The 21679-nt window shown below is 71.0% G+C and carries 18 protein-coding genes; 3 read left to right on the top strand and 15 right to left on the bottom strand.

Annotation, left to right across the window (positions count from 1 at the left end; genetic code table 11):
• Position 1: 1 nt before the first annotated feature.
• The 10 genes from ACFXAZ_RS16700 to wrbA all read right to left on the bottom strand — a co-directional run bounded on the left by ACFXAZ_RS16700 (position 2) and on the right by wrbA (position 13253).
• Entirely contained in the window at positions 2–1540 is a 1539-nt protein-coding gene (locus tag ACFXAZ_RS16700; RefSeq protein ID WP_384590820.1) for a class I tRNA ligase family protein, read from the bottom strand.
• Complete coding sequence (locus tag ACFXAZ_RS16695) at positions 1537–1908, bottom strand: cupin domain-containing protein (RefSeq protein ID WP_384590817.1); 372 nt, start codon at positions 1906–1908, stop codon at positions 1537–1539. The genes ACFXAZ_RS16700 and ACFXAZ_RS16695 overlap by 4 nt, the downstream gene beginning before the upstream one ends.
• Entirely contained in the window at positions 1908–3191 is a 1284-nt protein-coding gene (locus ACFXAZ_RS16690; protein WP_384590814.1) for a SidA/IucD/PvdA family monooxygenase, read from the bottom strand. Before ACFXAZ_RS16690 ends, ACFXAZ_RS16695 begins: the two co-directional genes overlap by 1 nt.
• Positions 3192–3362: 171 nt before the next feature.
• Positions 3363–5147, bottom strand: coding sequence for a helix-turn-helix domain-containing protein (locus ACFXAZ_RS16685; protein ID WP_384590811.1), 1785 nt, complete (start codon positions 5145–5147; stop codon positions 3363–3365).
• 162 nt (positions 5148–5309) lie between these two features.
• On the bottom strand, positions 5310–6137 hold the full coding sequence (locus ACFXAZ_RS16680) for an isocitrate lyase/phosphoenolpyruvate mutase family protein (protein WP_384590808.1): 828 nt from the start codon (positions 6135–6137) through the stop codon (positions 5310–5312).
• Between the two features lie 371 nt (positions 6138–6508).
• Entirely contained in the window at positions 6509–7783 is a 1275-nt protein-coding gene (locus tag ACFXAZ_RS16675) for an MFS transporter (protein ID WP_382692218.1), read from the bottom strand.
• Between the two features lie 326 nt (positions 7784–8109).
• On the bottom strand, positions 8110–9885 hold the full coding sequence (locus ACFXAZ_RS16670; RefSeq protein ID WP_384590805.1) for a FixH family protein: 1776 nt from the start codon (positions 9883–9885) through the stop codon (positions 8110–8112).
• 118 nt (positions 9886–10003) lie between these two features.
• Positions 10004–10822 (bottom strand): dimethylarginine dimethylaminohydrolase family protein, encoded by an 819-nt coding sequence (locus ACFXAZ_RS16665; RefSeq protein WP_384590802.1) that lies wholly within the window; start codon positions 10820–10822, stop codon positions 10004–10006.
• Positions 10823–11058: 236 nt separating this feature from the next.
• On the bottom strand, positions 11059–12549 hold the full coding sequence (locus ACFXAZ_RS16660; RefSeq protein ID WP_384590799.1) for an ABC transporter substrate-binding protein: 1491 nt from the start codon (positions 12547–12549) through the stop codon (positions 11059–11061).
• 89 nt (positions 12550–12638) lie between these two features.
• Positions 12639–13253 (bottom strand): NAD(P)H:quinone oxidoreductase, encoded by a 615-nt coding sequence (gene wrbA / locus ACFXAZ_RS16655; protein WP_384590796.1) that lies wholly within the window; start codon positions 13251–13253, stop codon positions 12639–12641.
• Positions 13254–13601: 348 nt separating this feature from the next.
• On the opposite strand from wrbA, the gene ACFXAZ_RS16650 reads away from it, so the two are divergent.
• Positions 13602–14618 carry a shikimate dehydrogenase family protein gene (locus ACFXAZ_RS16650; protein WP_384590793.1) on the top strand — a complete coding sequence of 339 codons (1017 nt, stop codon included), beginning with the start codon at positions 13602–13604 and terminating at the stop codon, positions 14616–14618.
• On the opposite strand, the gene ACFXAZ_RS16645 is transcribed toward ACFXAZ_RS16650, so the two are convergent.
• The gene (locus tag ACFXAZ_RS16645) at positions 14615–15829 is read right to left on the bottom strand and encodes an IS701 family transposase (protein WP_384590790.1); all 1215 of its coding nucleotides are present in this window, start codon (positions 15827–15829) and stop codon (positions 14615–14617) included. The two genes, ACFXAZ_RS16650 and ACFXAZ_RS16645, sit on opposite strands and share 4 nt — an antisense overlap.
• Positions 15830–16044: 215 nt before the next feature.
• Between ACFXAZ_RS16645 and ACFXAZ_RS16640 the strand changes: the two genes are divergently transcribed.
• Positions 16045–16875, top strand: a complete 831-nt coding sequence (locus tag ACFXAZ_RS16640) for a ScbR family autoregulator-binding transcription factor (RefSeq protein ID WP_384590787.1) — start codon at positions 16045–16047, stop codon at positions 16873–16875.
• Positions 16876–17268: 393 nt separating this feature from the next.
• On the opposite strand, the gene ACFXAZ_RS16635 is transcribed toward ACFXAZ_RS16640, so the two are convergent.
• A complete protein-coding gene (locus ACFXAZ_RS16635; protein WP_384590785.1) occupies positions 17269–17988 on the bottom strand; it encodes a ScbR family autoregulator-binding transcription factor in 720 nt (239 codons plus the stop codon).
• 169 nt (positions 17989–18157) lie between these two features.
• Between ACFXAZ_RS16635 and ACFXAZ_RS16630 the strand changes: the two genes are divergently transcribed.
• Entirely contained in the window at positions 18158–19240 is a 1083-nt protein-coding gene (locus ACFXAZ_RS16630) for a ScbA/BarX family gamma-butyrolactone biosynthesis protein (RefSeq protein ID WP_384590782.1), read from the top strand.
• Positions 19241–19347: 107 nt separating this feature from the next.
• Here ACFXAZ_RS16630 and ACFXAZ_RS16625 read toward each other — a convergent pair whose 3' ends face one another.
• From ACFXAZ_RS16625 to ACFXAZ_RS16615, 3 genes are all read right to left on the bottom strand, one after another.
• Positions 19348–20052 carry an HAD family phosphatase gene (locus ACFXAZ_RS16625; protein WP_384590779.1) on the bottom strand — a complete coding sequence of 235 codons (705 nt, stop codon included), beginning with the start codon at positions 20050–20052 and terminating at the stop codon, positions 19348–19350.
• A gap of 3 nt (positions 20053–20055) precedes the next feature.
• Positions 20056–21195: a PQQ-dependent sugar dehydrogenase gene (locus ACFXAZ_RS16620; RefSeq protein WP_384590776.1), complete on the bottom strand. Its 1140-nt coding sequence runs from the start codon at positions 21193–21195 to the stop codon at positions 20056–20058.
• Positions 21196–21418: 223 nt separating this feature from the next.
• Positions 21419–21622, bottom strand: a complete 204-nt coding sequence (locus tag ACFXAZ_RS16615) for a DUF397 domain-containing protein (protein WP_384590773.1) — start codon at positions 21620–21622, stop codon at positions 21419–21421.
• Positions 21623–21679 lie beyond the last annotated feature (57 nt).

Genomic DNA, 21679 nt, shown 5'->3' with positions numbered 1-21679 from the left:
CTCACACCGTCCCGGTGTCCAGCCGTGGCAGGTCCCGTACGGTGATCGCGGTCGTCCGGTCGGCGGGGGTCAGCCGGGTGTCGATCCCGGCCCGCTCGGCAAGGTCGATCAGGATCGGGGCGGCGCCCCTGAGCAGCGTCTCCACCTGGTGGCAGAAGTCGCCGGCCCGGGCGTCGGTCACCTCCCAGCGGTCCAGCCGGCCCAGTTGCTCGGCCAGGGTCTCGGCGGCGCGGCCGAGGCTGAAGGTGTCGAGTTCGTAGGCGGCGGCGAACCGCTCGGTGATCCGGTCGGCGGCCTCGCGGGAGGCGGCGGAGACGGGCAGGGTCTGCCCGGTCCACCGTCCGGCCTTGGCGGCCACCCGGTTCCAGGGCTCGACCAGCCGGGCGCCGGTGACGGCGGCCAGTGCCGACCAGCCGAAGTTGGTGCGCTGGTGCTCGGGGCTGGTGGCGGCCAGGTGGTAGCGGCCGACGTCGCGGGGCAGCCGGTCGGCGAGTTCCCGCCCCCAGACCAGGTGGCCCCGGCTGGTGGAGAATTTCTGGTGCTCCAGCTCGTAGAACTCGTTGGTGACGAAGCGGGCGGGCAGGGCGTAGCGGTCGTGCAGGGCGAGCAGCATGGCCGCCCCGGCGATGGCGAAGGGGAAGGTGTTGTCGAAGCCGAGGAAGTAGACGACCTCGGTGTCGGACTCCGGCCACCACAGTTCGTCGTCGGCGGACACCACCTCGCCGTGCCGTTCGGCGGCGAGGACGGTGGTGTAGATGGACCAGGCCATCGTCTCGGCGTTGGGGTTGACGCTCTGCCCGGCGGTCTCGGCGAAGGGGGCGGGGATGCCCCAGGAGATGGGATAGGTGACGGGGAAGTCGGGCAGCGGGCGGGCCAGCATCTCCTCGACGGCCTGGGCCATGTGCGGGCGCAGGGCGGCGCCGGTGCTGGCGAAGTACTCCCGCAGCCGCTCCCGGTAGTCCTCCAGGGGCAGTACCAGGACGGGGACCTCGCGCAGTTCCAGGGTCTCGTCGGGGTGCTCGGTGGAGCGGGGGTCGATGAGGTCGCCGGCCGCCAGGGGGTGGCCGCAGCTCTCGCAGAGCCCGGCGCAGCCCTCGGCGAGGCAGTTCGGGCAGCCGCCCTTGACATAGCCGTCGACCAGGTACTGCCCGGTGCGGGGCGCGTAGGGGAAGAGAGTGGGCCGCAGGACGAGTCTGCCCTCGTCGTGGAGGCGGCTGACGAACTGGAGCACCTGCTTGGTGAAGCGTTCCTCGTCCCGGGTGAAGGCGTCCACCGCGATGCCCAGGGCGGCGAGGGTCGCCTCGATCCTGGCGGTGGAGTCGGTGACGAGTTCCCCGGGGGTGATGCCGAGGCGGCGGGCGGTGGTGACGACGAAGGTGGAGGTGTCCTGGGCGCCGGTGCCGAAGACGGTGTCGCGGCCCACGGCGCGCTGGTAGCGGGTGAAGACGTCGGCGGCCAGGAACGGCCCGGCGAGGTGGCCGAGGTGCAGGTCGCCGTTGGCGGTCGGGGCGGGGGAGATCACCGCCGTGCGCTTGGTCATGCCGCGGCCTCCTTCTGGTGGCGGGTCAGGAAGTACTCGGACATGTCGGTGTCCCACCAGATGCCGTAGTACTCGAAGTCCTCGGCGGAGGGGTTGACGACCTTGTGGGTGCAGCCGGGCGGGAGGTGGACGATGTCACCGGCGGCGAACTCGTGGTGGACGCCGTCCACGACCAGGGCGGCCCGGCCGCTCATCGCGATGAAGATCTCGTACTCGTGGTGGCTGTGCGGGGTGGACTCGCCGCCGGCCCGTACGACGCACCAGGCGCCCTCGAAGGGGGCGTTGAGCGCGTCCCAGGGCTGGAGGCGTTCGCCCTCGATGCCGTAGGCGGGGGTCAGGTTGGCGCGGTCCAGGCGGCGGATCTCCATCAGCGGCCTCCCGCCGTGACGGTGACGCTGCGCCGGTCGAGCAGGTCGCCGGTGATCTCGTGCGAACGCTGGGCGAGGACGCTCAGCAGGGAGTCGGAGATGCCGTGGGTGGCCTCGTTGAAGCCCTGGAGGTAGAGGCCGGCGCGGGTGTCCTCGCCGAGGTCCACCCGGTAGCGGCGGTCCACCTCGATCTCGTCCAGGCCCACCTGGGCGGCCAGGCCGCGGACCAGCGCGGGCATCCGCTGGTCATAGCCGGTGCCGAGCAGCACCAGGTCGCAGCGGTACCGTTCGACGCGGCCGGTCCTGCGGTCGCGCAGTTCGAGGACGACCTCGCCGTCCTCCTCGCGGGCGGCGACGACCTCGGTCATCGGCCGGACGGCGGAACGCTGGGAGCCGGTCAGTTTCTGCTCGTAGAGCATCATGTAGGTCTCGTCGAGGAACGGGGCGGCCAGGCCCGCGTAGTTGGTCTGGCGGACCTCGTCGAGGATGTCCTTGCGGGCCTGCGGGGAACTGGCGTGGAAGTCGTCGACGAAGGACGGGAAGAACAGCTCGTTGACGAACTTGCTGGTCTGGTAGTTCATCAGGCCGACCGAGCGGTGGATGAGCGTCGGCTGGCTGAGCGGCAGGTCCTGGTGGACCGAGACGAACATCTCGGCGGCGCTCTGGGCGGCGCCGATCACCGCCACCCGTACCGGGCGGTCGATCGGGTACCGGGCGATCCGGCCGGAGTACTGGGAGCTGTGGATCACGCGGTCGGCGGGCAGGTCGGCGAACTCGGCGGGGACACGGGCGTCGCGGCCGGTGCCGACCACCAGGTCGCGGGCGTCGATGGTGTCGCCGTCGGCGAGGGTGACGCGCCAGCCGATCACGGTGCCGTCGTCGGCGCGGCGCGGGGCGGCGCCACGGGCCCTGGCGTTGTAGCGGACTCCCACATGGTCGAGGGAGGTGGCCACCCACTGGAGATACTCGGAGATCTCCCGGCGGAAGGGGTTGAAGGTGCCGAGGTTGACGAACTCGTCGAGCCGGCCCTTGGCGTGCAGGAAGGAGAGGAAGGAGAAACGGCTCTGCGGGTTGCGCAGGGTCACCAGGTCCTTGACGAAGGAGACCTGGCTCCGGGCGAACGGCAGCAGCAGATTGCGCTGCCACTGCACATCGGGGTGCTGTTCCAGGATCAGGGTGTCGGCCGCCAGGCCGGTGGCGCCGGACTCCTCGATCGCCACCGCCAGGGCCAGGTTGGACGGGCCCGCGCCGATCGCCAGGACCTCGACCTCGTGGTTGGTCATGCTCTTCCACCTCGCTACTCGTCCCACCGCCCGTTCGAGCGAGCAGGTGAACGGCTCGTTCTTCTGTTCGAGTTCCGTTCGGTAGGACGAGTACAGCGAGAGCGGCTGTTGATCGACAGACTTGTCCGAATCGGACAATCAACGTGCGGTTGACCGGAATTGACCGGGTGGTCAGGTCAGCTGGCGGGCGGCGGCCTGCGGCCGGATGCGGGGGAACGGGACGGAGTGGCGGGACAGCAGGTTGCGGGCCGGATCGCGGTCCGCGACGAAGGCCCGCGCCAGCGGGTCGAGCCGGTAGGCACCCAGCCGGTCGGTGGCCCGGAGCATGCCCGCCTCGACCAACTCGTCGATCAATCGGTCGGCTCCGGCCAGAATTGATCCGTCGGCCCGAAGCTCCAGCTGCGGCAGCTCCGTCAACCGGTCGAGCAGATCGGCCGCGCCGCAGCTGAGTTGGACATACGCCGAGTGGAGGACCTCCCGCAGGGAGAGGTCACCGACGCTCAGCCAGTCCAGCAGCGCCTCGGGGCGGTCGAGCCGGTTGACCGCCCAGCGCAGTGACATCCCGGGGTGGGCGAGGAGCTTGCGGGTGGCGATGTCCAGCGCCAGCGGCAGATCGCCGCACAGCTCGGCCAGCCGCTCGGCGCTCGCCGGGTCGGCCTGGGCGCGTTCCGGCAGCCCCCGGGAGATCAGCGCGACGGAGTCGGCCCGGGGGAGCAGTTCCAGCCGGATCCGGTGGACGTCCCGCAGGCCGAGCAGCGAGGAACGGCCGACGACGATGGTGGTACTGGTCGCCGAGTCGACCAGCAGCGGGCGGACCTGCCGCTCGGAGTGCACGTTCTCCAGCAGCACCAGCACCCGGCGCTGGGCGAGCAGCGAGCGGTAGAGCCCGGCCCGCTGGTCGGCCGCCGCCGGGATCTGCCCGGCGGGCACCCCCAGCGCCGCGAGGAACTCGGCGATCAGTCCCGGCACGTCGTACCCGCCCTCGGGCACCGGGCCGAGATCGGCGTAGAGCTGGCCGTCCACCATGGCCGCGGCGAGGTCGTGCGCGTGGTGCAGGGCCAGTTCGCTCTTGCCGACCCCGGCCGGACCGCTGATCACCACCGGTCCGGCCGGGGCGGAGGCGAGCCGTACCAGCTCGGTGTTGCGGCCGACCAGCCCCTGCGGGCGGGGCGGCAGCTGGAAGGGGGTGGGCAGCGCCGGGACGGTGGCCAGGGCCAGGGCCGGGGCGGCGACCGCGGTCCGGGGCTGCTCGGGTCTCGCCGGGGCCGTGGGCCCCTGGGGTATCGCCTCGGCGGTCGGTTCGGGCGGTATCGCGTCGGTGGCGGACGACCGGGGAGGCGCTGCGGCTGCCGGCCGACGGGGGTCGGGGGCGGGCGTCGGGTGCCGGGGGCCGTGGGGGGCCGTCGACTGCTGGTAACCGTGGGCGGGCGTCGGCTGCTGGTAGCCGTGCGCGGCCGTCGGCTGCTGGTAGCCACGCGTGGGCGTCGGCTGCCGAGAGTCCGGGGCGGCGGTCGACTGCCGGGAGTACGTCCGCCCGGCCGCTGCCCGCCCGGCCCCCGGCTGCCCTCCCGGTTGCCCGCTCATCGGCTGCCCGTCCATCAGTTGCCCGTCCATCGGCTGCCGGGAGGCCGGCGGCACAGGTGGTGGCGGCGGTGCGGCGGCCGGTGCGCCCGGTGCGGTCTGCGCCGCCGGGTGCGGTGGCGGCGCCGGTACGCCGCCGGCCGCCGCCTCCAGCCAGCGGCGGCGCCATTCCTCCCGATCGCCGCCGCACGCCGCCACGTACGCCAGCGCGACCTGGAGCGTGGGCAGCCGGTTCCCGTTGGCCGCGCTGGACAGCACCGAGGCCGAGTACATCGCCGCCTTGGCCATGTCCCGGTACGTCGGACTGCCGGCCTCGATACGCAGCCGGCGCAGACGGCTCGCGAACTCCGCGACCGCTCCACCCGAGGCGTCCACTGATTTCTCCGGCCTCCCCATTCCCATCCCCTCATCTCTTGTACAGGTACTGGATGATTCGTACACATGGACAACACGAGGGGTGGGCCGGACCGATGTGAGCGGCCGGCCCTGCCCCGTGCGTGACGCACGTCCTCAGGCCGTGAGGCTCCTCCGTGTGCCTCAGCGAGCGAAGCTGCTGTTGACCGCGCCGAAGTCGAGCGCGCCGGCCAGTTCGTCGTACGTGCCCTTGCCGAGCAGTTCGGCGGCGGCCCGCTGGGCGAGGGTGTAGGCGGCCTGGGCGACGGCGGTGCCGACGCTGACCCGGCGCACACCGGCCGCCTCGAACTCGGCGACCGTGGGCGCGCCCGGCCCGGCCATCACGTTGAGCGGCAGCGGCTGGCCCTTCACCAGCTCGGCGAGGACCGTGAGGTCGACCAGGCCCGGCACGAACAGGCTGTCCGCCCCGGCCTCGGCGTAGACGGCCGCGCGGGCGAGCACATCGGCCTGCCGTCCCTCGGGCGCGCCGATCTGGAAGAGGAAGACATCGGTACGCAGGTTGATCACCAGCTCCGGCAGCCCGGCCAGCTCCGCCGCCTGCCGTGCGGCGCGAATCCGCTCCGCCTGCTCGTCGGCCGTGAACAGTTCACCGTTCGGCTGGGAGTCCTCGATGTTCACGCCGACCGCGCCGGCCCCGATCACGGCGGTGACGGTCGCCGCCACGTCCTCGGGCGTGGGCCCGTAGCCGCCCTCGATGTCGGCGGTCACCGGCACCCGCACGGCGTCGGCGATCCGGCGCACCGCGGCCACCATCTCGTCCCGGGTGAGCGCCTGCTGGTCCGGCTTCCCGGCCGACCAGGACACCCCGCCGCTGGTGGTGGCGATGGCCTGGGCGCCGGCCTGGGCGATGAGCGCCGCGCTGCCCGCGTCCCAGGCGTTCGGCAGCACCAGTACGCCCTTCTCGTGCAGCTCGCGGAGGGTGGCGGCCTTGGTCTGCTGAGCGTTCGCCATTACGGCACCTTTCACAAAGGGGGGATTTGTTTCGACGTACTCGACTTGCTCGAAGTACGCGGCTTGCTCGAAGTACGCGGCTTGCTCGATGTACCTGACTTGCTCGACGTACTTGACTTGCTCGATTTATCGCAGGTTTCCGGACAAGGAATGAACGGGATCGCGGGGACTCCGTCACCTTGCCGCCCGCCAGGTCCGGGCCGGAGAGCGGCATCGGGGCCCCAGGGGCCCGGGTGGCGCCTCCGGTGGAGCACGGGGAGGCGCCATCTCCAGGGCGGAAGGGGACGGGAGCGGGACGGGGCCGACGGGGTGGGGTGCGATGGGGTGGGATGCGATGGGGTGGAGAGTGGTGCGCTGGAACACGTGAACGGTCAGACGCGCGCGGGCTCTTCGATCAGGGTCTTCTCGATCCCCGGACGCCGCGTGCGCAGGGACAGGAACCCCGCGCCGATGCTGAGGGCACCGGCGACGTACCACGCGGGCGCGTAGGTGCCGAAGCCGTCGCGGGTGAGACCGGCCGCGGTGGCGGCGAAGGCGGCACCGAGCTGGTGCGCGGCGAAGACCCAGCCGAAGACGATCGGGGCGGACATCCCGAAGTACTCGCGGCACAGGGCGACCGTCGGCGGCACGGTGGCGATGAAGTCCAGGCCGAACAGGATGACGAACACGATCATGGCGCCGGTGATCTTGTCGTCGAACAGCTGGGGCAGGATCAGCAGCGAGACGCCGCGCAGCAGGTAGTAGCCGAGCAGCAGGACGCGCGGGTCGTAGCGGTCGCTGAGCCAGCCGGACAGGACCGTACCGATGAGGTCGAAGATGCCGATCATGGCGAGCAGCCCGGCGGCGGTGACCGAGGTCATGCCGTGGTCGTGGGCGGCGGGGATGAAGTGGGTGTTGACCAGCCCGTTGCTGGTGGCGCCGCAGATCGCGAACGCGACGGCGAGCAGCCAGAACGCCCTGCTGTGCACGGCGGTCTTCAGACCGTCGATGGCGAGCCGGGTCGCGCTGCGGGTGGCGGGCGGCGGGGTGACGATCTCGTCCGCGCCGTACGGGGGGATCCCGACATCGGCCGGGTGCTCACGGAAGAACAGCAGCACGAACGGCACGGTGGCGAAGGCCACCAGGGACACCACGATCGCGGCGGTGCGCCAGCCGCCCGGCGCCTCGGAGAGCGTGGCGACGAGTGGCAGGAACACCAGCGAGCCGGTCGCCCCGCCCGCGGTGAGCAGGCCGGTGACCAGCCCCTGGCGCTTGACGAACCAGCGGGTGCCGATCGTGGCGACGAAGCCCAGCGAGATGGAGCCGGCGCCGAGGCCGACCAGCACGCCCCAGAGCATCACGAGCTGCCAGGAGGCGTTCATGAAGATGGCGAGTCCGCTGCCGAGGCCGATCAGCGACATGGCGCCGGCGGTCACCTTGCGCACGCCGAATCGTTCCATCAGGGCCGAGGCGAACGGCGCGGTGATGCCGTAGAGGGCGAGGTTGACGGACATGGCGAAGCCGATGACCCCGGTGGACCATCCGAACTCCCTCTGCAGCGGCTCCACCAGAGCACCGGGGGTCGCCCGGAACCCGGCCGCCGCGACCAGCGCGACAAATCCGATGGCCGCGATCATCCATGGCCAGACTTGCTTCTGACGAATCATGCGCCCAGCGTGTTCGACACCTCACCACCCCGGAAAGCGGAGCGGGGACACCTTGTCAAGTCCATGCGGAGGTGGGGCTGTTGGGGGTAGCGGGTCGCCAGGGCTACGAGTGCCGTAGCCGGTCGGGAGCGCCGGTAGCCCGGTGGGCATTCGCCCGCCGGGCCGGTCAGGTGCTCAACGTCAGGCCCGCCGGGCCGGTGCGTACCTCCGCCGCGGGCCCGTCGGTGTGCCCGGTCCAGGGGCACAGGGGCACAGGCGCACAGGCGCACAGGGGGTACAGGCGCACACGGGTTCAGGCGCACCCCGCCACCGCCCCCTCGGAGCCCTCACCCGCCGATCGTGACCCGCCCCGTCGACGTCGTCTGATCGGTGTCGGACGAGCGCACGGTCACCGACACCGTCCACTCCCCCGCGAGGGCCAGCCGGGCCGGGCCCGTCCACACCCCGGTGCCGTCGGGCCGCAGGGGCACTTCCAGCGGCCCCAGGTCACGGGCGGGCAGAGTGAAGGCCAGCTGGACCTCCGGTACGTCCGCCGGTGCCCCGCCCACCTCGCGCAGCTCCAGCCGGACGGTGTAGCCGCCTGCCGTCGCCGGGGTGAGGATCGCCGTGGCCGTGCCCTGGGCGTTCGAGGTCCCGCCACCGGTGTCGAACGGGATCGCCGACGTGACGGTCCCGTCCGGCGCCACGCTCACGGCCGGGCCCGGGGCGGCGGCCGACACCTCCTCGGACGCCGTACGTGGGGGCGGCGTGGAGGTGAGCAGTGTCGTCACCCCGACCACCACCACGGCCACCACCGACTCCGCCAGGACGGAACGCCGCAGACGCGCCCGCGCGGACTCGCCCTCCGGTCCGCCCACCTCCCCCCGCAGCCGGGCAAGGAGCGACCGGGACACCCACGCCGCCGCGAGCATGAGGATCACGCACCCGATCTTGACCAGCAGCAGTTGCCCGTACCCGGTGTCGAACAGGGCGTCCCAGGAACCCACTTCACGCCAGGAGCGGTAGAGCCCGGTCAGGACGAGGACCGTCACCGAGACGAGGGCGACCACGGAGAAGCGTTCCACCGCCGCGCCCCCGACGCCCTGCCGGAGTCCGGCCACCAGCGTCGCCAGACCGCCCAGCCAGACCGCCATGGCCAGCAGGTGCAGCACGGTCACCGGCACGGCCAGCCAGACCTGGGCGCCCTCGGAGGAGTGGTTCGTCATGGCCCAGGTCGCCGACAGCCCGACCGCCAGCGCCGCTGCGGCCATGCCGAGCCGCGCCCGCGACCGCCGGGGCCCCTCGGTACCGGACTGCCCCAACTGCCCCACCAGCAGCACCAGGAACACGCCGCTCGCGACGAGCAGCACCAGCCTGAGCGCCAGCGCGAGGTAGATCCGTTCGTCCACGGGGACATGGGCCTGCGCGGACGCCGGATCCTGCGACGGAAGGATGCCGTTGCCCTGTTCGTACGGCCCGCGCAGCATCATCTGCACCACCGTCGAGCCCAGCAGGGCGATCCAGCCGGTCACCAGCAGCCGCTGCACCCGCCGGACGGACACCCCCGCCGGCCAGCAGATCAGGACGAAGGCCACCGCCCCCGTCAGCAACGCGAACGCGGCGTAGGCGACCCCGCGCGTGGTGCCGTACAGGAAGGAGATCACCCCGTCCGTCCCGGCGCCCTGGAGGGCCTCGGCGGAGGCGGCGGAGACGGCCGAGGGCGCCCCGATGGAGAAGGTGAAGGCGCCGCCGACGGGATGCGAATCGGCGGAGATCACCTGCCAGGCCACCGTGTAGGTGCCGTCGGCGAGGCCGTCGCGCAGGGGGACCCGTACGGTGTCGGCCCGGTCGGCGGCGTGCGCCGGGGCGCCCGTGTCCACCCGCTCGCCCTCGGGGTCGAGGACGCGGAGCGAGGCGGAGGGCAGGGTCACCCCGTCGTCGAAGGTGAGCGTGACGGCGGTGGGCTGCCTCGGCAGCACCGAGTCCTGCGCCGGGTCGGTGGAGACGAGCGAACCGTGCGCGGACGCGGTGCCCGCCGAGCCGAGCACGGCCAGCACGGCCGCGAGCACGGCGATCAGCGCGCCGATGATGCGGTGCGCCCGCACGGTTGATCCCGTGGTCATACCTGCCTGCTCCCCCGTGGGTTGGCGATCCCCGTACGGCTCCACGGCCGGGAGCGGCGCCGAGCCGTGCGCGTTGACGGCCGCTCGCAGCCGGGCCCGGCTGTCGCGGTCCCGGAACCTATGGCCACTGTTTCACGGGATCGGTCGGCGGGTTGTCCAGCGTCAGGGCGGTGCAGCGGACTCCGCCACCCCCCTTGGCCAGTTCGGTCGTGTCGAGTTCGACCACCTCAAGGCCGCGGTCGCGCAGTGCGGCGGCGAGCAGCGGCGCACCCCGGGTCATGGTCACGGTGGTTCCGTCGCTGACGAGGTTCAGCGCGAACCGCGCCGCCTCCTCGACGGACACCTCGATCAGGTCGACCCCGAGTCCGCGCAGGGTCCGCAGGCTGCGGGCGTCGAGGGCGCGCGGGCAGTACGCGAGGGTGTCCGGGGCGATGACCCCGACGGCCAGGTCCAGGTCGTACCAGCGGGGGCTGACCGTGCGCAGCGGCACCACCTCGTAGTCGAGTTCACGGGCGAGCACCTTGAGCATCCGCTCGTCGGTGCGCTGGCCGTACGCCGCGAGCAGCAGGTCGCCGCAGGCGAGCGCGTCGCCCTGGCCGCTGAAGGCGTGGGGCGCCTCGATGACCTCGAACCGCCGGTCGGCCAGCCATGCCTTGAAGTACGGCACCTCGGCCTCGCGCTCGGGCGGCGGTGAGCCGAGTATGGCCCGTTCGCCGCGGATCACGGCCGCGTTGGCGGTGAACACCATGTCGGGGCACTCCGGTGCGGACGGCAGGTACTCGACCTTGCGGCCGGCCGCGAGGTGCGCGGCGACGATCGTCTGGTGCTCGGCGAGCGCCGCCTGGATGTCGGGCTGGATCGCGGTGTCCATGTAGGGGTTGATCTCGTAGTCGACCCGGAAGTGGCTCGCGTCGGAGACAAGCAGTTCGCTGTTCACGGTGCCCTCTCTCTGGTTCGCGGAACGGGATGGCCTCGACCTGAGTCCACCCGAGCGGCGAGTTGTTCGCGAGCCTTGACCGGCAGAAACAATCAAGTACGGGACGCGCGTGCCGATCCGCGAGGACCCGGAGTGCGGCCGGACATCAACACATCGGGTCTGCGGCCCCGTGACCGGTCAGGAGGCCGCAGACCCGTTCTGCTTTTTGCGACTTGCCGTGCTGGACGCCGTGTGGCTCAACCCTCAAGCGTCACGTCGAACAGATCCAGCTGGAGCAGCGGGGTGACGCTGACATTCCTGGTCCGGGTGGACCAGCCCGATTCGACTTTCTGGTACCACAGCGGAATCGCGGGCATGTCCTGGAGAATCAGGCTCTGCGCCTGCCGGTAGAGCGCCCAGCCCTCCTGTTCCGTGGGTGCCGCGTCCGCCTCGGCCAGCAAGGTGTCCACTTCCGGATTGGAGTAGCCGGAGCCATTGACGGCCGCGTCCGTACGGAAGATCGGGTTGAGGAAGTTCTCGATCGACGGGTAGTCCGCGACCCAGCCGGAACGGAAGGGGGCGCTGACCTTCTGTTCGTTGATCAGCTTGCGGAATTCACCGAAGGTCGGGACCGGCAGATACCTGGCCTCGACACCCAGGGCCGCGGTGATGGTGGTGCAGGCCGCGTCGATCCACACCTCGTTGGCCGAGTCGTCGTTGGAGGTCAGCTCGATGGGCCCCTGGAAGCCGGAGGCGTCGAACAGCGCCTTCGCCTTTTCCGGTTGATAGGTGCACAGGTCCGCGCCGGGATCGGCGGCGTATCCGGGCACGATCGGGGGCACGAACCCGTCCGGCAGCATTTTGTCGCCGTCGAATGCCTTGTCGATCACGAACTGCCGGTCGATGGCCATCGAGATCGCCTGCCGCAGACGCGGATCGCGAAAACGCGGATCGTAGAGCGGGAAGGAGATCGACTGCACGCCCATGTACGGCTTGGACACACAGCGCCCGGCCAGTTCCCGCTTGTACCGGCCGCCGTCGAGCGCGTCCGCCGGGACGAAGTCGAGATAGTCGAGCTTGTTCGCCACCACGTCCGCGTAGGCGTCCTCAAGCATCCGGTAGAACCGGAATTCCACCCCGTCCACGCGCGGCTTGCGCGCTCCGGCGTAGGCGTCGTACCGCGTCAGGACGATGTTCTCGCCGGGGGTGTGCGACGCGAAGCCGAACGGCCCGTTGCCGATGGGATGCGCTTCGAATGCCTTGCGGTCGGCGAAGAAGGCGCGCGGCAGCGGGAAGAACGCGGCATAGCCGAGCCGGGTCACGAAGGCGGAGAACGGCGCCGACAAGGTCACCTCGAAGGTGCTGTCGTCGACCACTTTCAGCCCCGACAACTCGTCCGTCGATCCACTCTGGGTCGCTTCATAACCCTGGATGTGGGAGAGGTAATCGGCGCCCTGGAGTCTGTTCGGGCCGTACGCGGTGTAGTTCCAGGCGTCGACGAAACTCGCGGCGGTCACCGGGGTTCCGTCGTGGAAGGTCCAGCCCGGATTCAGGGTGATCCGGTAGACACGGGAGTCGGACGATTCTATGGACCGGGCCACCGCGGTACGGGGTTCAGCCGTGTCCGGGTGGTATTCGACCAGGCCGGTGAAGAGGGCGTTCACGATTTTCACGCTGTCGCGTTCGGTCGCGTCGCCCGGCACCAGCGGATTCTCCGGTTCCGTGCCGTTCCAGCTGATGATGTTCATGCGTGTGCGTCCCCTCGGGTCATCGGATCGGATCGGATCGAGCGGATCTGGCCGGCTCTGATCGAGCAGATGGGCCGGCTCTGCTGGGATCAGGCGGCCTGAAGACCGGCCTTGAGCGCCGTGGCGATCTCGACCGCGCGGCGGGCCTGGAACTCGATCGCCCCCAGCTTCTCCGCGCCGGGCGGGGTGGCGTCGTAGGCGACATGGCTGGTGCCGTACGGGTTTCCGTTGCCCCTCGCGAACTGGACCGGGTCCGCGTAGCCGGGGGCGACGATGATCGCGCCCCAGTGGTAGAAGGTGTTGTTGAGCGCCAGCAGCGTGCTCTCCTGGCCGCCGTGGGCGGTGGCGGTCGAGGTGAACGAGGAGACGACCTTGTTCACCAGTTTGCCCTGGTTCCAGAGGTCGCCCGTGCTGTCGATGAACTGCTTGAGCTGCGCGGCCGGCAGGCCGAAACGGGTGGGTGTGCCGAACAGCAGGACATCGGCCCAGTCCAGGTCCGCGGGCGTCGCCTCGGTGATGTCGCCGGTGGTGGCGACATGCGCGGTCCATTCCTGACTCGTCGCGATCGTGGCCTCGGAGGCGGTCTCGGAGACCTTGCGCAGACGTACCTCGGCACCGGCCTTCTCGGCCGCCGCGGCAGCCGCGGCGGCGAGCTTGTGCACATGTCCGGTGGACGAGTAGTAGATGACGGCGACGTTGGTCACGATCACAGCTCCAATTCGCGGTGGACGGCCCTCTCGGAAATCGACTCTGGCGCCACGGCCGGAGCGGCGGCAAACAACCGGCCGCGATTTCATCACCTTGCGGATGTGAGCACCGGAGGCGATTCGCGGTCCGGCCGGGCGGACGGCGGAATCGGGCGGGCGGAATGGGACCTGCCGCCCGATCCGTCACGGGTCTATGTCAACTCGGCGCCCTGTCCGGAGGATCCGCTTTCTAAGCTGTTCCGATATCCGCGGTCCGTATTCCACCCGCCACCGAGCCTCCGGCTCTCCGGCTCTCCGACCCACCCTCCCGCCGAACCTCCGACGAAGATGGAGCGTTGCCAACCCATGTACGCAGATCAGACACCCGTGGGCCGCACGCCGCCCTGGGCCGGCCGGGGCAACCGGGCGGCGGTCCTCGGCTCGCCGGTCGGCCGGTCCCTGTCGCTCACGCTGCACCGTGCCGCGCACGCGGCCATGGGACTGCACTGGAACTACGAGGCGATCGAGTGCGACGAACCCGCCCTGCCCGCGCTGTTCGACTCGCTCGGCGACGACTGGGCCGGCCTCTGCCTGACCAGGCCATTGAAGCGGGCTGTGCTGCCGCTGGTCGACGAGGTGTCGGACCTGGCTCTGGATGTCGGCGGTGCGGACACCGTGGTCTTCCGGCACGGCCGGAGCTTCGGTGACCACACCGGCCCGCACGGAATCACCACCGCGCTGCACGAAGCCGGACTCCGGGCGCCGGGATCGGCCGTCGTGCTGGGCGGTGGGAGCGCGGCCTGTTCCGCGCTGGCCGCGCTGCGGGAGGTCGGCGTCAGGGAGCCGGTCGTGGTGGTCCCGGAGCGCCGTCACGCGACCGAGGTCGAGGCGGCGGCCGGGCGGTTGGGCGTCGCGGTCGATCTGCGCCACTTCGACGCGTTGGACCGCTCGCTCCAGGGCGTCGCCGTGGTCGTCTCCACCCTGCCCGCGCACGCCGCCGACCCCCTCGCCCCGGCCGTCGCGCACTGCGGGGCCGCCGTCCTCGACACGGCGTGCTCGGCCTGGCCGACCCGGCTCACCAAGGCGGCGGGCTTCGCCGGCCGGACCGTGGTCGACGGCCTGTCCCTGCGGCTGCACCGGACGGTACGGCAGATCGAGTTGCTGACGGGCACGGCGGATCCGACGGTTCCGGCCGAACCGGGTGATCCGATCGGCCTTACCGGCACGAGCGGCATGACCGACCCCTCGATGTCGGCGATGTCGGCGATGTCGGCGATGTCGGCGATGCGTAACGCGGCCCGCGCCGAACTGATGCGGCGGGCGGCCCTGGAGGCCGACCCCGCCGTCACCGGCGGAAGACTCCGCTACGGCAGGCTCCGCTAAGGGGCCGAGGCACCGGCGGCCCGCAAGGCGCCGAAGCGCTGCTGACGGGCCGCGCCCAGCACCAGGATCGCGTGCGCCACGGAGCAGAGCGTCACATGCCGGTGCCAGCCGGCGTACGAGCGCCCCTCGAAGTCGCGCATGCCGACCCGTGTGCTGACCCCCGTGAAGTCCTGGCTCACCCGCCGGGTGAGTCGTCCCAGCCGCAGCAGCGCGGCCGGAGGCACGTCCAGCAGGTTGGACAGCCACAGCTCGGGCGACCGGCCCTTCTGCATCGGCCAGCCGCCGACCAGCGTCAGCGGCCGGTCGGACAGCGGCGTCGCACCCGCTCTGCGGACCCCCGGCATGGTCACCCTGGCCCCGCTCACCAGGACCGATCGCGTGACCGAGTACTCCGGGTCGACCCAACTGACCGGCTTGGACAGCTTCTTCCCCCGCTCGGCCAGTTGCTCGGCCTGGAAGAGCCGCCCTCCCGAACCGGGCTGGCCGGGGTCGAAGCCGACGACGCGGGTCGCCCCGTCGACGCGCATGACGAACGGTATGCCCCGGCGCGTGAACTGCTCCACGAGGGCCCGCACGTCCAGGGTGCGGGCGTCCAGGACGGCCGGCCTGCGGCGCAACCCCCAGGCGGGATCGGCGAGTTCGGCGACCGTGTGCACGACGCCCGTCTCGACCCGCATGGCCGCGGCGTCGTCCGGGATCCGGGCCCGGCGCCGCCGCTCCTCGTTGTCCAGCCACTCGGACGGCAGGTTGAGGTCCCAGTTGACGGGCACGCTCAGTTGCTCGCTGGCCAGGGAGACGCCGTACGCCTGCTGGCTGTTGACGACGCGGCCCAGGTCGAAGCGGAAGGACTCCTCGACGCCGACGGAGTGCACCCCGGCCTTGGGGATGGCCATTAAGTCGATCACCCATGCCTGCGGCAGCAGCACCCGGTCCAGATGGCGGGCGAGCGTCTGCCGTACGGGCCCCCACGCCCAGGAGGAGTTGCTGATGAAGTGATGCAGGCTCTGTTCGGCGGCGCCGTGGTCGGCCACCGCGGCCAGGGCGCGGATGGACTTGCGTCCCGGCACCGACAGCAACCCGGAGACGTACCACTCACCCCTGGTCCGCTGATCGCGCCGTTTGAGCGAGGCGAGCATCCGCCGGCAGAACTCGGTGACGAAGTCGTCCGTGACGTCGCCCGCTGTCTGCACCACCCTCTCCACGGTTTCCATGGCTCCCCCTACTGGTTCCTGACCGTCAATGAGAACGACCATACAATACCGGGCGGTTGGTTTTCTACTTGGCCGCGTCCTTCACGAACTCCACACCGAGCAGCCCGTCTGTGGAGTAATATACCGCACGGTTGGTTTGTTAGGGTGGTACTTGTCAGACCGCCGTGACGATCACCGCAGGATCACCGCGGGATCGCCGCAACGAGGGAGAGGTCATGCCACGTCAAGAACGAGCCGAACGCACGCGTGAGCTGGTCGTCCGGGCCGCGGCCACGCGCTTCGACGAGACGGGCTTCGCGTCGACGAGTCTGAGCGACATCGTGGAGACGGCCAGAGTCTCCAAGGGGGCCCTGTACTTCCACTTCAGTTCGAAGGAGAAGCTGGCCGAGGCGGTCGCGGCGCAGTCGGGCGCGGACTGGCGGGGCATCGTCCGGGCGGCCAGGGCGCCCGACGGCCCGACGCTGCAAGCGCTGATCGACATGACCCACGGTCTGGCCCACCGGATATGCCACGACGTGGTGTTCCGGGCGGGCCTGCGGCTCTGCGACGACCGCTGGCCCGGCGAGGAGCGGTACCCCAGTCCGTACCCGAGCTGGAACCGGGCCGTGGCGCTCCTGCTCGCCCGGTCCGACCGCAGGGGGGAGCTGCTGCCCGGCCGCGATCTGGGACAGGCGGCCCGTATGGTCACGGCGACCACGGCCGGCGTCGAGATGCTCTCCCGCCAGGACCCGGGCTGGCTGGCCGCGCCGGTGGTGACCGGCGCGTGGGACGCCCTGCTGCCCGCGCTGGTGCCCGCCGAACAACTGGGCCGCTTCCGCCCCTCCGGAAACACCTCCCCGCCCGGCCGCTTCCATCCCCCGGACCCGTTGATCGACCCGGCCGCCGCGCCCACCGCGGCTCCGCTGCTCCTGGCCCCGCGACGGGTGCCGACGCCGGGGCGGGGGCTGGGAGGTCCAGGGGAACCGGCGGGGCGGAGCGAACGGGCGGAACCGGCCGGGCGGGGCGGCCCGGGGGAACCGGCGGGCTCGCACGTCCGCCTGGGGTGACGGAACGACACCGAGGCGTCTGTGCCCGCCCGCCTCCCGGGCCCCGATCAACAGCCGAGGCCCCCCCCGAGCGCCGCGAGCACCAGCGAGTGCTCAGCCCTTGACACTCCCGAGCGGCAGCCGATTGCCCGCTGGGCCCCCAGGCGTCGTCAGCCGGAGTTGACCGCCGAGGCCCGACCGTCGAACGCCCACCGATGCCTGCCCGCGAGGACCCCGAGCACCAGCCGCTACCGGCCCGTTGAGGCCCCGGGCGTGAGCCGCTGCTCAACCACCGAAGCGCGCCCCCAGGGCATCACCGGACACCTGCCCACCAGGGCCCCACGCATCAGGGGTACCCGACGGCCGAGGCCCGACGCCGGTGCCCAACCGCCGAGGCCCGACCGCCGAATGGCGTCAGCCGGTGCCCGCCCGTTGGGCCTCCGCGCCCGCCTCCCGGGCTCCCGCATCCGCCTCCCGGCCCCCCGCATCCGCCTCCCGGGCCACCGCGCTCGCCTCCTGAAGCCGCGCCCCCCGGTCCGGGCTGGTGTCCAGCCGGGCCAGCGCGGCGGGGACGGCGATGGACGGCAGGATGTGCTTCCACATCGCCGACACCCGCTGCTCCAGATCCAGCAGCCCCGAGCTGACCTGCGAGAAGGCCTGGATGCCGGTGAAGGAGCCGACGATCAGCTCGGCCGTCTCGCGGGAGTCGACGTGCGGCAGCACCTCGCCATCACCCTTGGCCTGCTCCAGCAGCTCCTCGCACACCTTGGCCCAGGCCAGGAAAGGGCTGCGGGCCGCGAAGTCGATGGACCCGCGCTCCAGCGCCAACCGGCTCCCGGCGCGCAGCATCGCGTCGTTCGGCAGCGTGTGGGCGACGGTCATCGCGAGGTCCACCACCTCCTGGAGCTTGGAGGTCTGCGGCGGCACATGCAGATGGAGCGTCTGCTCCTCCAGGACCCCGCGCGCCAGGTCCTCCTTGGACGGAAAGTGGAAGTACAGGGCGCCCTTGGTCACCGACACCCGGGACAGGATCTCCTTGATCGACGCGGCGTCGTAGCCCACCTCGTCGAAGACCATCGCCGCGCCTTGCAGGATGAGCCGCCTCGTCTCCACTGCCCGCGCCTGCTGTGCCATGCCGTTCTCCCAGTTGCTGTAGTCAGTCCTCCGCGACCGAAGTGGTGGTCAGCGCGGTCGGTACGACAACTTATCAAGTCGGCGACGCCACCCCATAGAAAAAAACCGACTAACCTGTATTGTAGCTGTCAGCCGACCAAGGGTTCGAATTTCCGTTACTGGGGGGGAAATGTCTGAATCGTTGCTCTCGATCGAGGTGGCACCGAAGGCCGAGCTTCCTTTGCTCACACCCGCACCACTGGTCTCAAAGCTCACGAACACCAGAAACACCCAGAACACTAGAAACACCCAGAACACCTGGAACACCTCGAACACCTGGAACACCTCGAACATCGTCATCCCGGCACAGCGCCAGCACTCGCCGTTCACCACCACGGTGCCCAAGGAGTACGTCCATCGCGCCGCCGTGGCCGAGGTACTGCTGACGAGCTGGCTGCGCGTGGACGACTCGCGCTTCATCGCCTCCGCACAGTGGCCGCGTACGCACAGCTACTTCACGTCCCCGTGCGGACAGCACTACGACTCGACGCTGGTCGCGGAGACCATCCGCCAGGTCGGCACACTGGTGTCGCACGCCGAGTACGGCGTGCCGCTGAACACCCACTTCATTCTGAACAGCCTTCAGTACACGTGCGATCCCGAGCAGTTGAGGGTCCTCGGCACGCCGGCCGAGCTGTCGCTGTCCGTCACCTGCTCGAAGCTCCGCCGCAAGGGCGATCAGCTGGCCGGGCTGGATGTCGCGGTCGACATCCTGCGCGACGGCAAGCCGGTGGGCTCGGGCGTGGCGAAGGCGACCATCCTCCGGCAGGAGGTCTACCGCCGGATCCGTGGCACGCGCCTGACACCGGACCCGGACGCCGGACTGCCGCTGGCCGAACCCATCGAACCGGCACTGGTCGACCGCCGGTACGCCCCGGACGTCGTCCTCTCCCCCGGCGACGCCCCGCACCGCTGGCTGCTCCGGGCCGACCGTCGTCACCCCATCCTGTTCGAGCACCCCAACGACCACGTCCCCGGCATGGTCCTGCTGGAGGCAGCCCGCCAGGTCACCCGCCTGCTCGCCCCCGGCAGCACGGCGACAGCGAGCGAGAACGCCTTCGAGCGGTACGTGGAGCTGGACACCCCCTGCGAGATCGAGGCGGAGGAGCACGAATCGCCCGACCCGACGGTGAAGGTCGTGTCGGTACGGGCCGTACAGGAGGGCCGAACGGCATTCACCAGCACCATCACCCTGGCGATGCCGACGGCGTAGACACACGGCAGGGATCTGCCCCTCCACGCCTGGCAAAGGACGACGAACGGGGTTCCGCAGCACGCGGAACCCCGCTCGTCGCGTGGTGCGGAACCCCGTTCGTCACATCAGCCGCGCCAACAAGTACCGGCCGCGGCCTCCGCGTCCAGGACCCGCAGCAACTCCTCCCCCACCTCACCCGGCGACCGCACCAGATGCCGTACGCCCGCCTCGCGCATCAACTCCCGCTGGAAGCCGTGCTCGAAGGAACTGGGGTTCCCGATGAACGGCACCCCGAGTGCGCGGGCGGCCTCGGCGACCCGCGCCACGTCATCGATGACGAGCACCTGGTCGGGCCGGAGTCCAAAGATCTCCGTGATGATCTCGCGGAGCCCGGGACGATAGGCGTCGGTGCACACATACCCGGGTTCGTCGAAGAGCCGGGCGTGCTCGCCGAGGGCGCTGTCGAAGTGGGAGCGGTCGAGCCCGCCGTAGCAGACCGTCCGCAGCCCCAACGAGCGCAGCGCTTCGACCATGCCGACCGCGCCGTCGAGAATCCGCACCGGATGACGCTCCAGATAGCCGGCCCGCTCCTGGAAGTACAGCTCCCGGACCTTCTCCGGCGACCAGCCGATGCCCGCCGCCTCACCGATCACCCGGGCGGCGTCGTCCTGCCGCTGCGAGAAGATCAGCCGTTCCAGCTCGGCGGTGTAGACGCCGCCCCGGCTGACGATGAAGTGATGGATCACCGGACTGAAGGTGTCGTTCAGCATGACACCGTCGATGTTCACCGCGGCGGCCCTTAGCTGCCGCAGTGGTCTGCCCCCCGTCACGCGCTACACCGCCGGGTCGAGACGGAAGACGCTCCCGCCGATGGCGAGTACGTACAGTTCGCCGTTGCCGCCCTGGGCGAAGGAGATGACCTCGCCGCCGTTGACGCCGAGGTCGGTCATGCCGGTGACCTCGCCGTTCTTCAGCTGCAAGGAGCGGACGGTGCCGTCGCAGTAGTCGGAGTACACGTACTGACCCTTGAGGGCCGGGATCGCCTTGCCCCGGTAGACGTAGCCGCCGGTCACCGAGCAGCCCCAGTTGGTGCGGTCGTACTCGTAGGCGGGCGGCACGTGGTTGGCGGGTTCGGTGCCGCCGCGGAACGGGTGGGTGCCCTCCATCTGGCCCCAGCCGTAGTTCTCCCCGCCCTCGCTGTCGGCCCGGGCCCAGTCGATCTCCTCCCAGTCGTTCTGGCCGACGTCGCCGATCCACAGGTCGCCCTTGACCGCGTCGAAGGAGAACCGCCACGGGTTGCGCAGCCCGTAGGCCCAGATCTCGTCCCGCGCGTTCGGGTCGTCCACGAACGGGTTGTCCTCCGGGATCGCGTACGGTGTGCCGCCCCGGGGGTCGATCCGCAGCATCTTGCCGAGCAGCGTGTCGAGACTCTGCCCGTAGCCGTGCGGGTCGCCGCCCGAGCCCCCGTCGCCGAGCGCGATGTAGAGGTAGCCGTCGGGGCCGATCTTGATGTCGCCGCCGTTGTGGTTGGCGTAGGGCTGCGTCTGGGTGATGACCGTACGCCGGGTGTGCGGCTGGATCTTGCCGTTGCGTACGGCGAACTCGTCGACGGTGCTGGTGCCTTCGAGGTCCGTGTACGAGATGTAGAAGTACGCGAACCTCTTGTCGAACGCGATGCCCAGCAGCCCGCGTTCGCCGTCGGTGGTGGTGTCGGCGGAGATGTCGAGTACGGGCCGACTGAGCCCCTGGTCGCCCAGAACCCGTACGGTTCCCGCGCGTTCGGCGATCCAGACCTTCCCTCCGGGTCCGGCGGCACCGGCCGTCGGATTCTGGGCCGTGGCCACGTTCGTGAGCGCGACCTTCGCCGCAGGCCGCGGGGCGGCGGCCTCGTCGGCCGACGCCGTGGTCAGGGCGAGGGAGGCGACGAGACAGATGGTGCCGATGATCGCCGAGCTTCTGGTGCGGACTCTCACCGTGATCCTCCTGGATGCGGTGCATCGGCAGGTCGCGCGGCTGTGGAGCCGGTCACGGGATGATGCCGCCCGCGCCGTCGCGCAACCTGGGTGGGTGGGGGTGGCGCAGTGCTACTGGCTGGCACGGGTGAGGATACTGGGACAGGGCGGTTTGGTATAGACCACCTGCCGCCGGAAGCCGGACGTCCGCCCCTGGCGCGTGCCGCCGGGGCAGACTCAGGCACTACCTGACGGCGAAGCCGACGAACGCGGCCCAGGCCGCGCTGTCGACCGCGAGGCCGGGTTGGGATATGTCCTTGGAATCGCGTACGCGGACGAGGTGAGGCCGGACGGCGACCTCGATGCACTGCCCTCCATCTCCGGCGCTGTAACTGCTCTTCGCCCAGGCCAGCTCAGCGGTCTCACACCTGGAACATTCCACGCTCATCCCTCTCCCAGCAGATTCGAAAGGCGGACACCTGTCGCCGACGCGCCGCCAGGGGCA

Origin of the sequence: Streptomyces sp. NPDC059477, assembly GCF_042749375.1 — a bacterium.
Lineage (GTDB): Bacteria > Actinomycetota > Actinomycetes > Streptomycetales > Streptomycetaceae > Streptomyces.
Note: the sequence above shows the minus strand (reverse complement) of the source record. Positions and strands in the feature narration are given on the sequence as shown.

What these genes read in the sequence shown, in the direction of transcription:
- ACFXAZ_RS16675 (WP_382692218.1), bottom strand. Translation starts at nt 7,783, where the DNA reads ATGATTCGTCAGAAGCAAGTCTGGCCATGGATGATCGCGGCCATCGGA.
- ACFXAZ_RS16695 (WP_384590817.1), bottom strand. Translation starts at nt 1,908, where the DNA reads ATGGAGATCCGCCGCCTGGACCGCGCCAACCTGACCCCCGCCTACGGC.
- ACFXAZ_RS16660 (WP_384590799.1), bottom strand. Translation starts at nt 12,549, where the DNA reads ATGAACATCATCAGCTGGAACGGCACGGAACCGGAGAATCCGCTGGTG.
- ACFXAZ_RS16700 (WP_384590820.1), bottom strand. Translation starts at nt 1,540, where the DNA reads ATGACCAAGCGCACGGCGGTGATCTCCCCCGCCCCGACCGCCAACGGC.
- ACFXAZ_RS16640 (WP_384590787.1), top strand. Translation starts at nt 16,045, where the DNA reads ATGCCACGTCAAGAACGAGCCGAACGCACGCGTGAGCTGGTCGTCCGG.
- ACFXAZ_RS16635 (WP_384590785.1), bottom strand. Translation starts at nt 17,988, where the DNA reads ATGGCACAGCAGGCGCGGGCAGTGGAGACGAGGCGGCTCATCCTGCAA.
- ACFXAZ_RS16630 (WP_384590782.1), top strand. Translation starts at nt 18,158, where the DNA reads ATGTCTGAATCGTTGCTCTCGATCGAGGTGGCACCGAAGGCCGAGCTT.
- ACFXAZ_RS16680 (WP_384590808.1), bottom strand. Translation starts at nt 6,137, where the DNA reads ATGGCGAACGCTCAGCAGACCAAGGCCGCCACCCTCCGCGAGCTGCAC.
- ACFXAZ_RS16690 (WP_384590814.1), bottom strand. Translation starts at nt 3,191, where the DNA reads ATGACCAACCACGAGGTCGAGGTCCTGGCGATCGGCGCGGGCCCGTCC.
- ACFXAZ_RS16650 (WP_384590793.1), top strand. Translation starts at nt 13,602, where the DNA reads ATGTACGCAGATCAGACACCCGTGGGCCGCACGCCGCCCTGGGCCGGC.
- ACFXAZ_RS16670 (WP_384590805.1), bottom strand. Translation starts at nt 9,885, where the DNA reads ATGACCACGGGATCAACCGTGCGGGCGCACCGCATCATCGGCGCGCTG.
- ACFXAZ_RS16645 (WP_384590790.1), bottom strand. Translation starts at nt 15,829, where the DNA reads ATGGAAACCGTGGAGAGGGTGGTGCAGACAGCGGGCGACGTCACGGAC.
- ACFXAZ_RS16615 (WP_384590773.1), bottom strand. Translation starts at nt 21,622, where the DNA reads ATGAGCGTGGAATGTTCCAGGTGTGAGACCGCTGAGCTGGCCTGGGCG.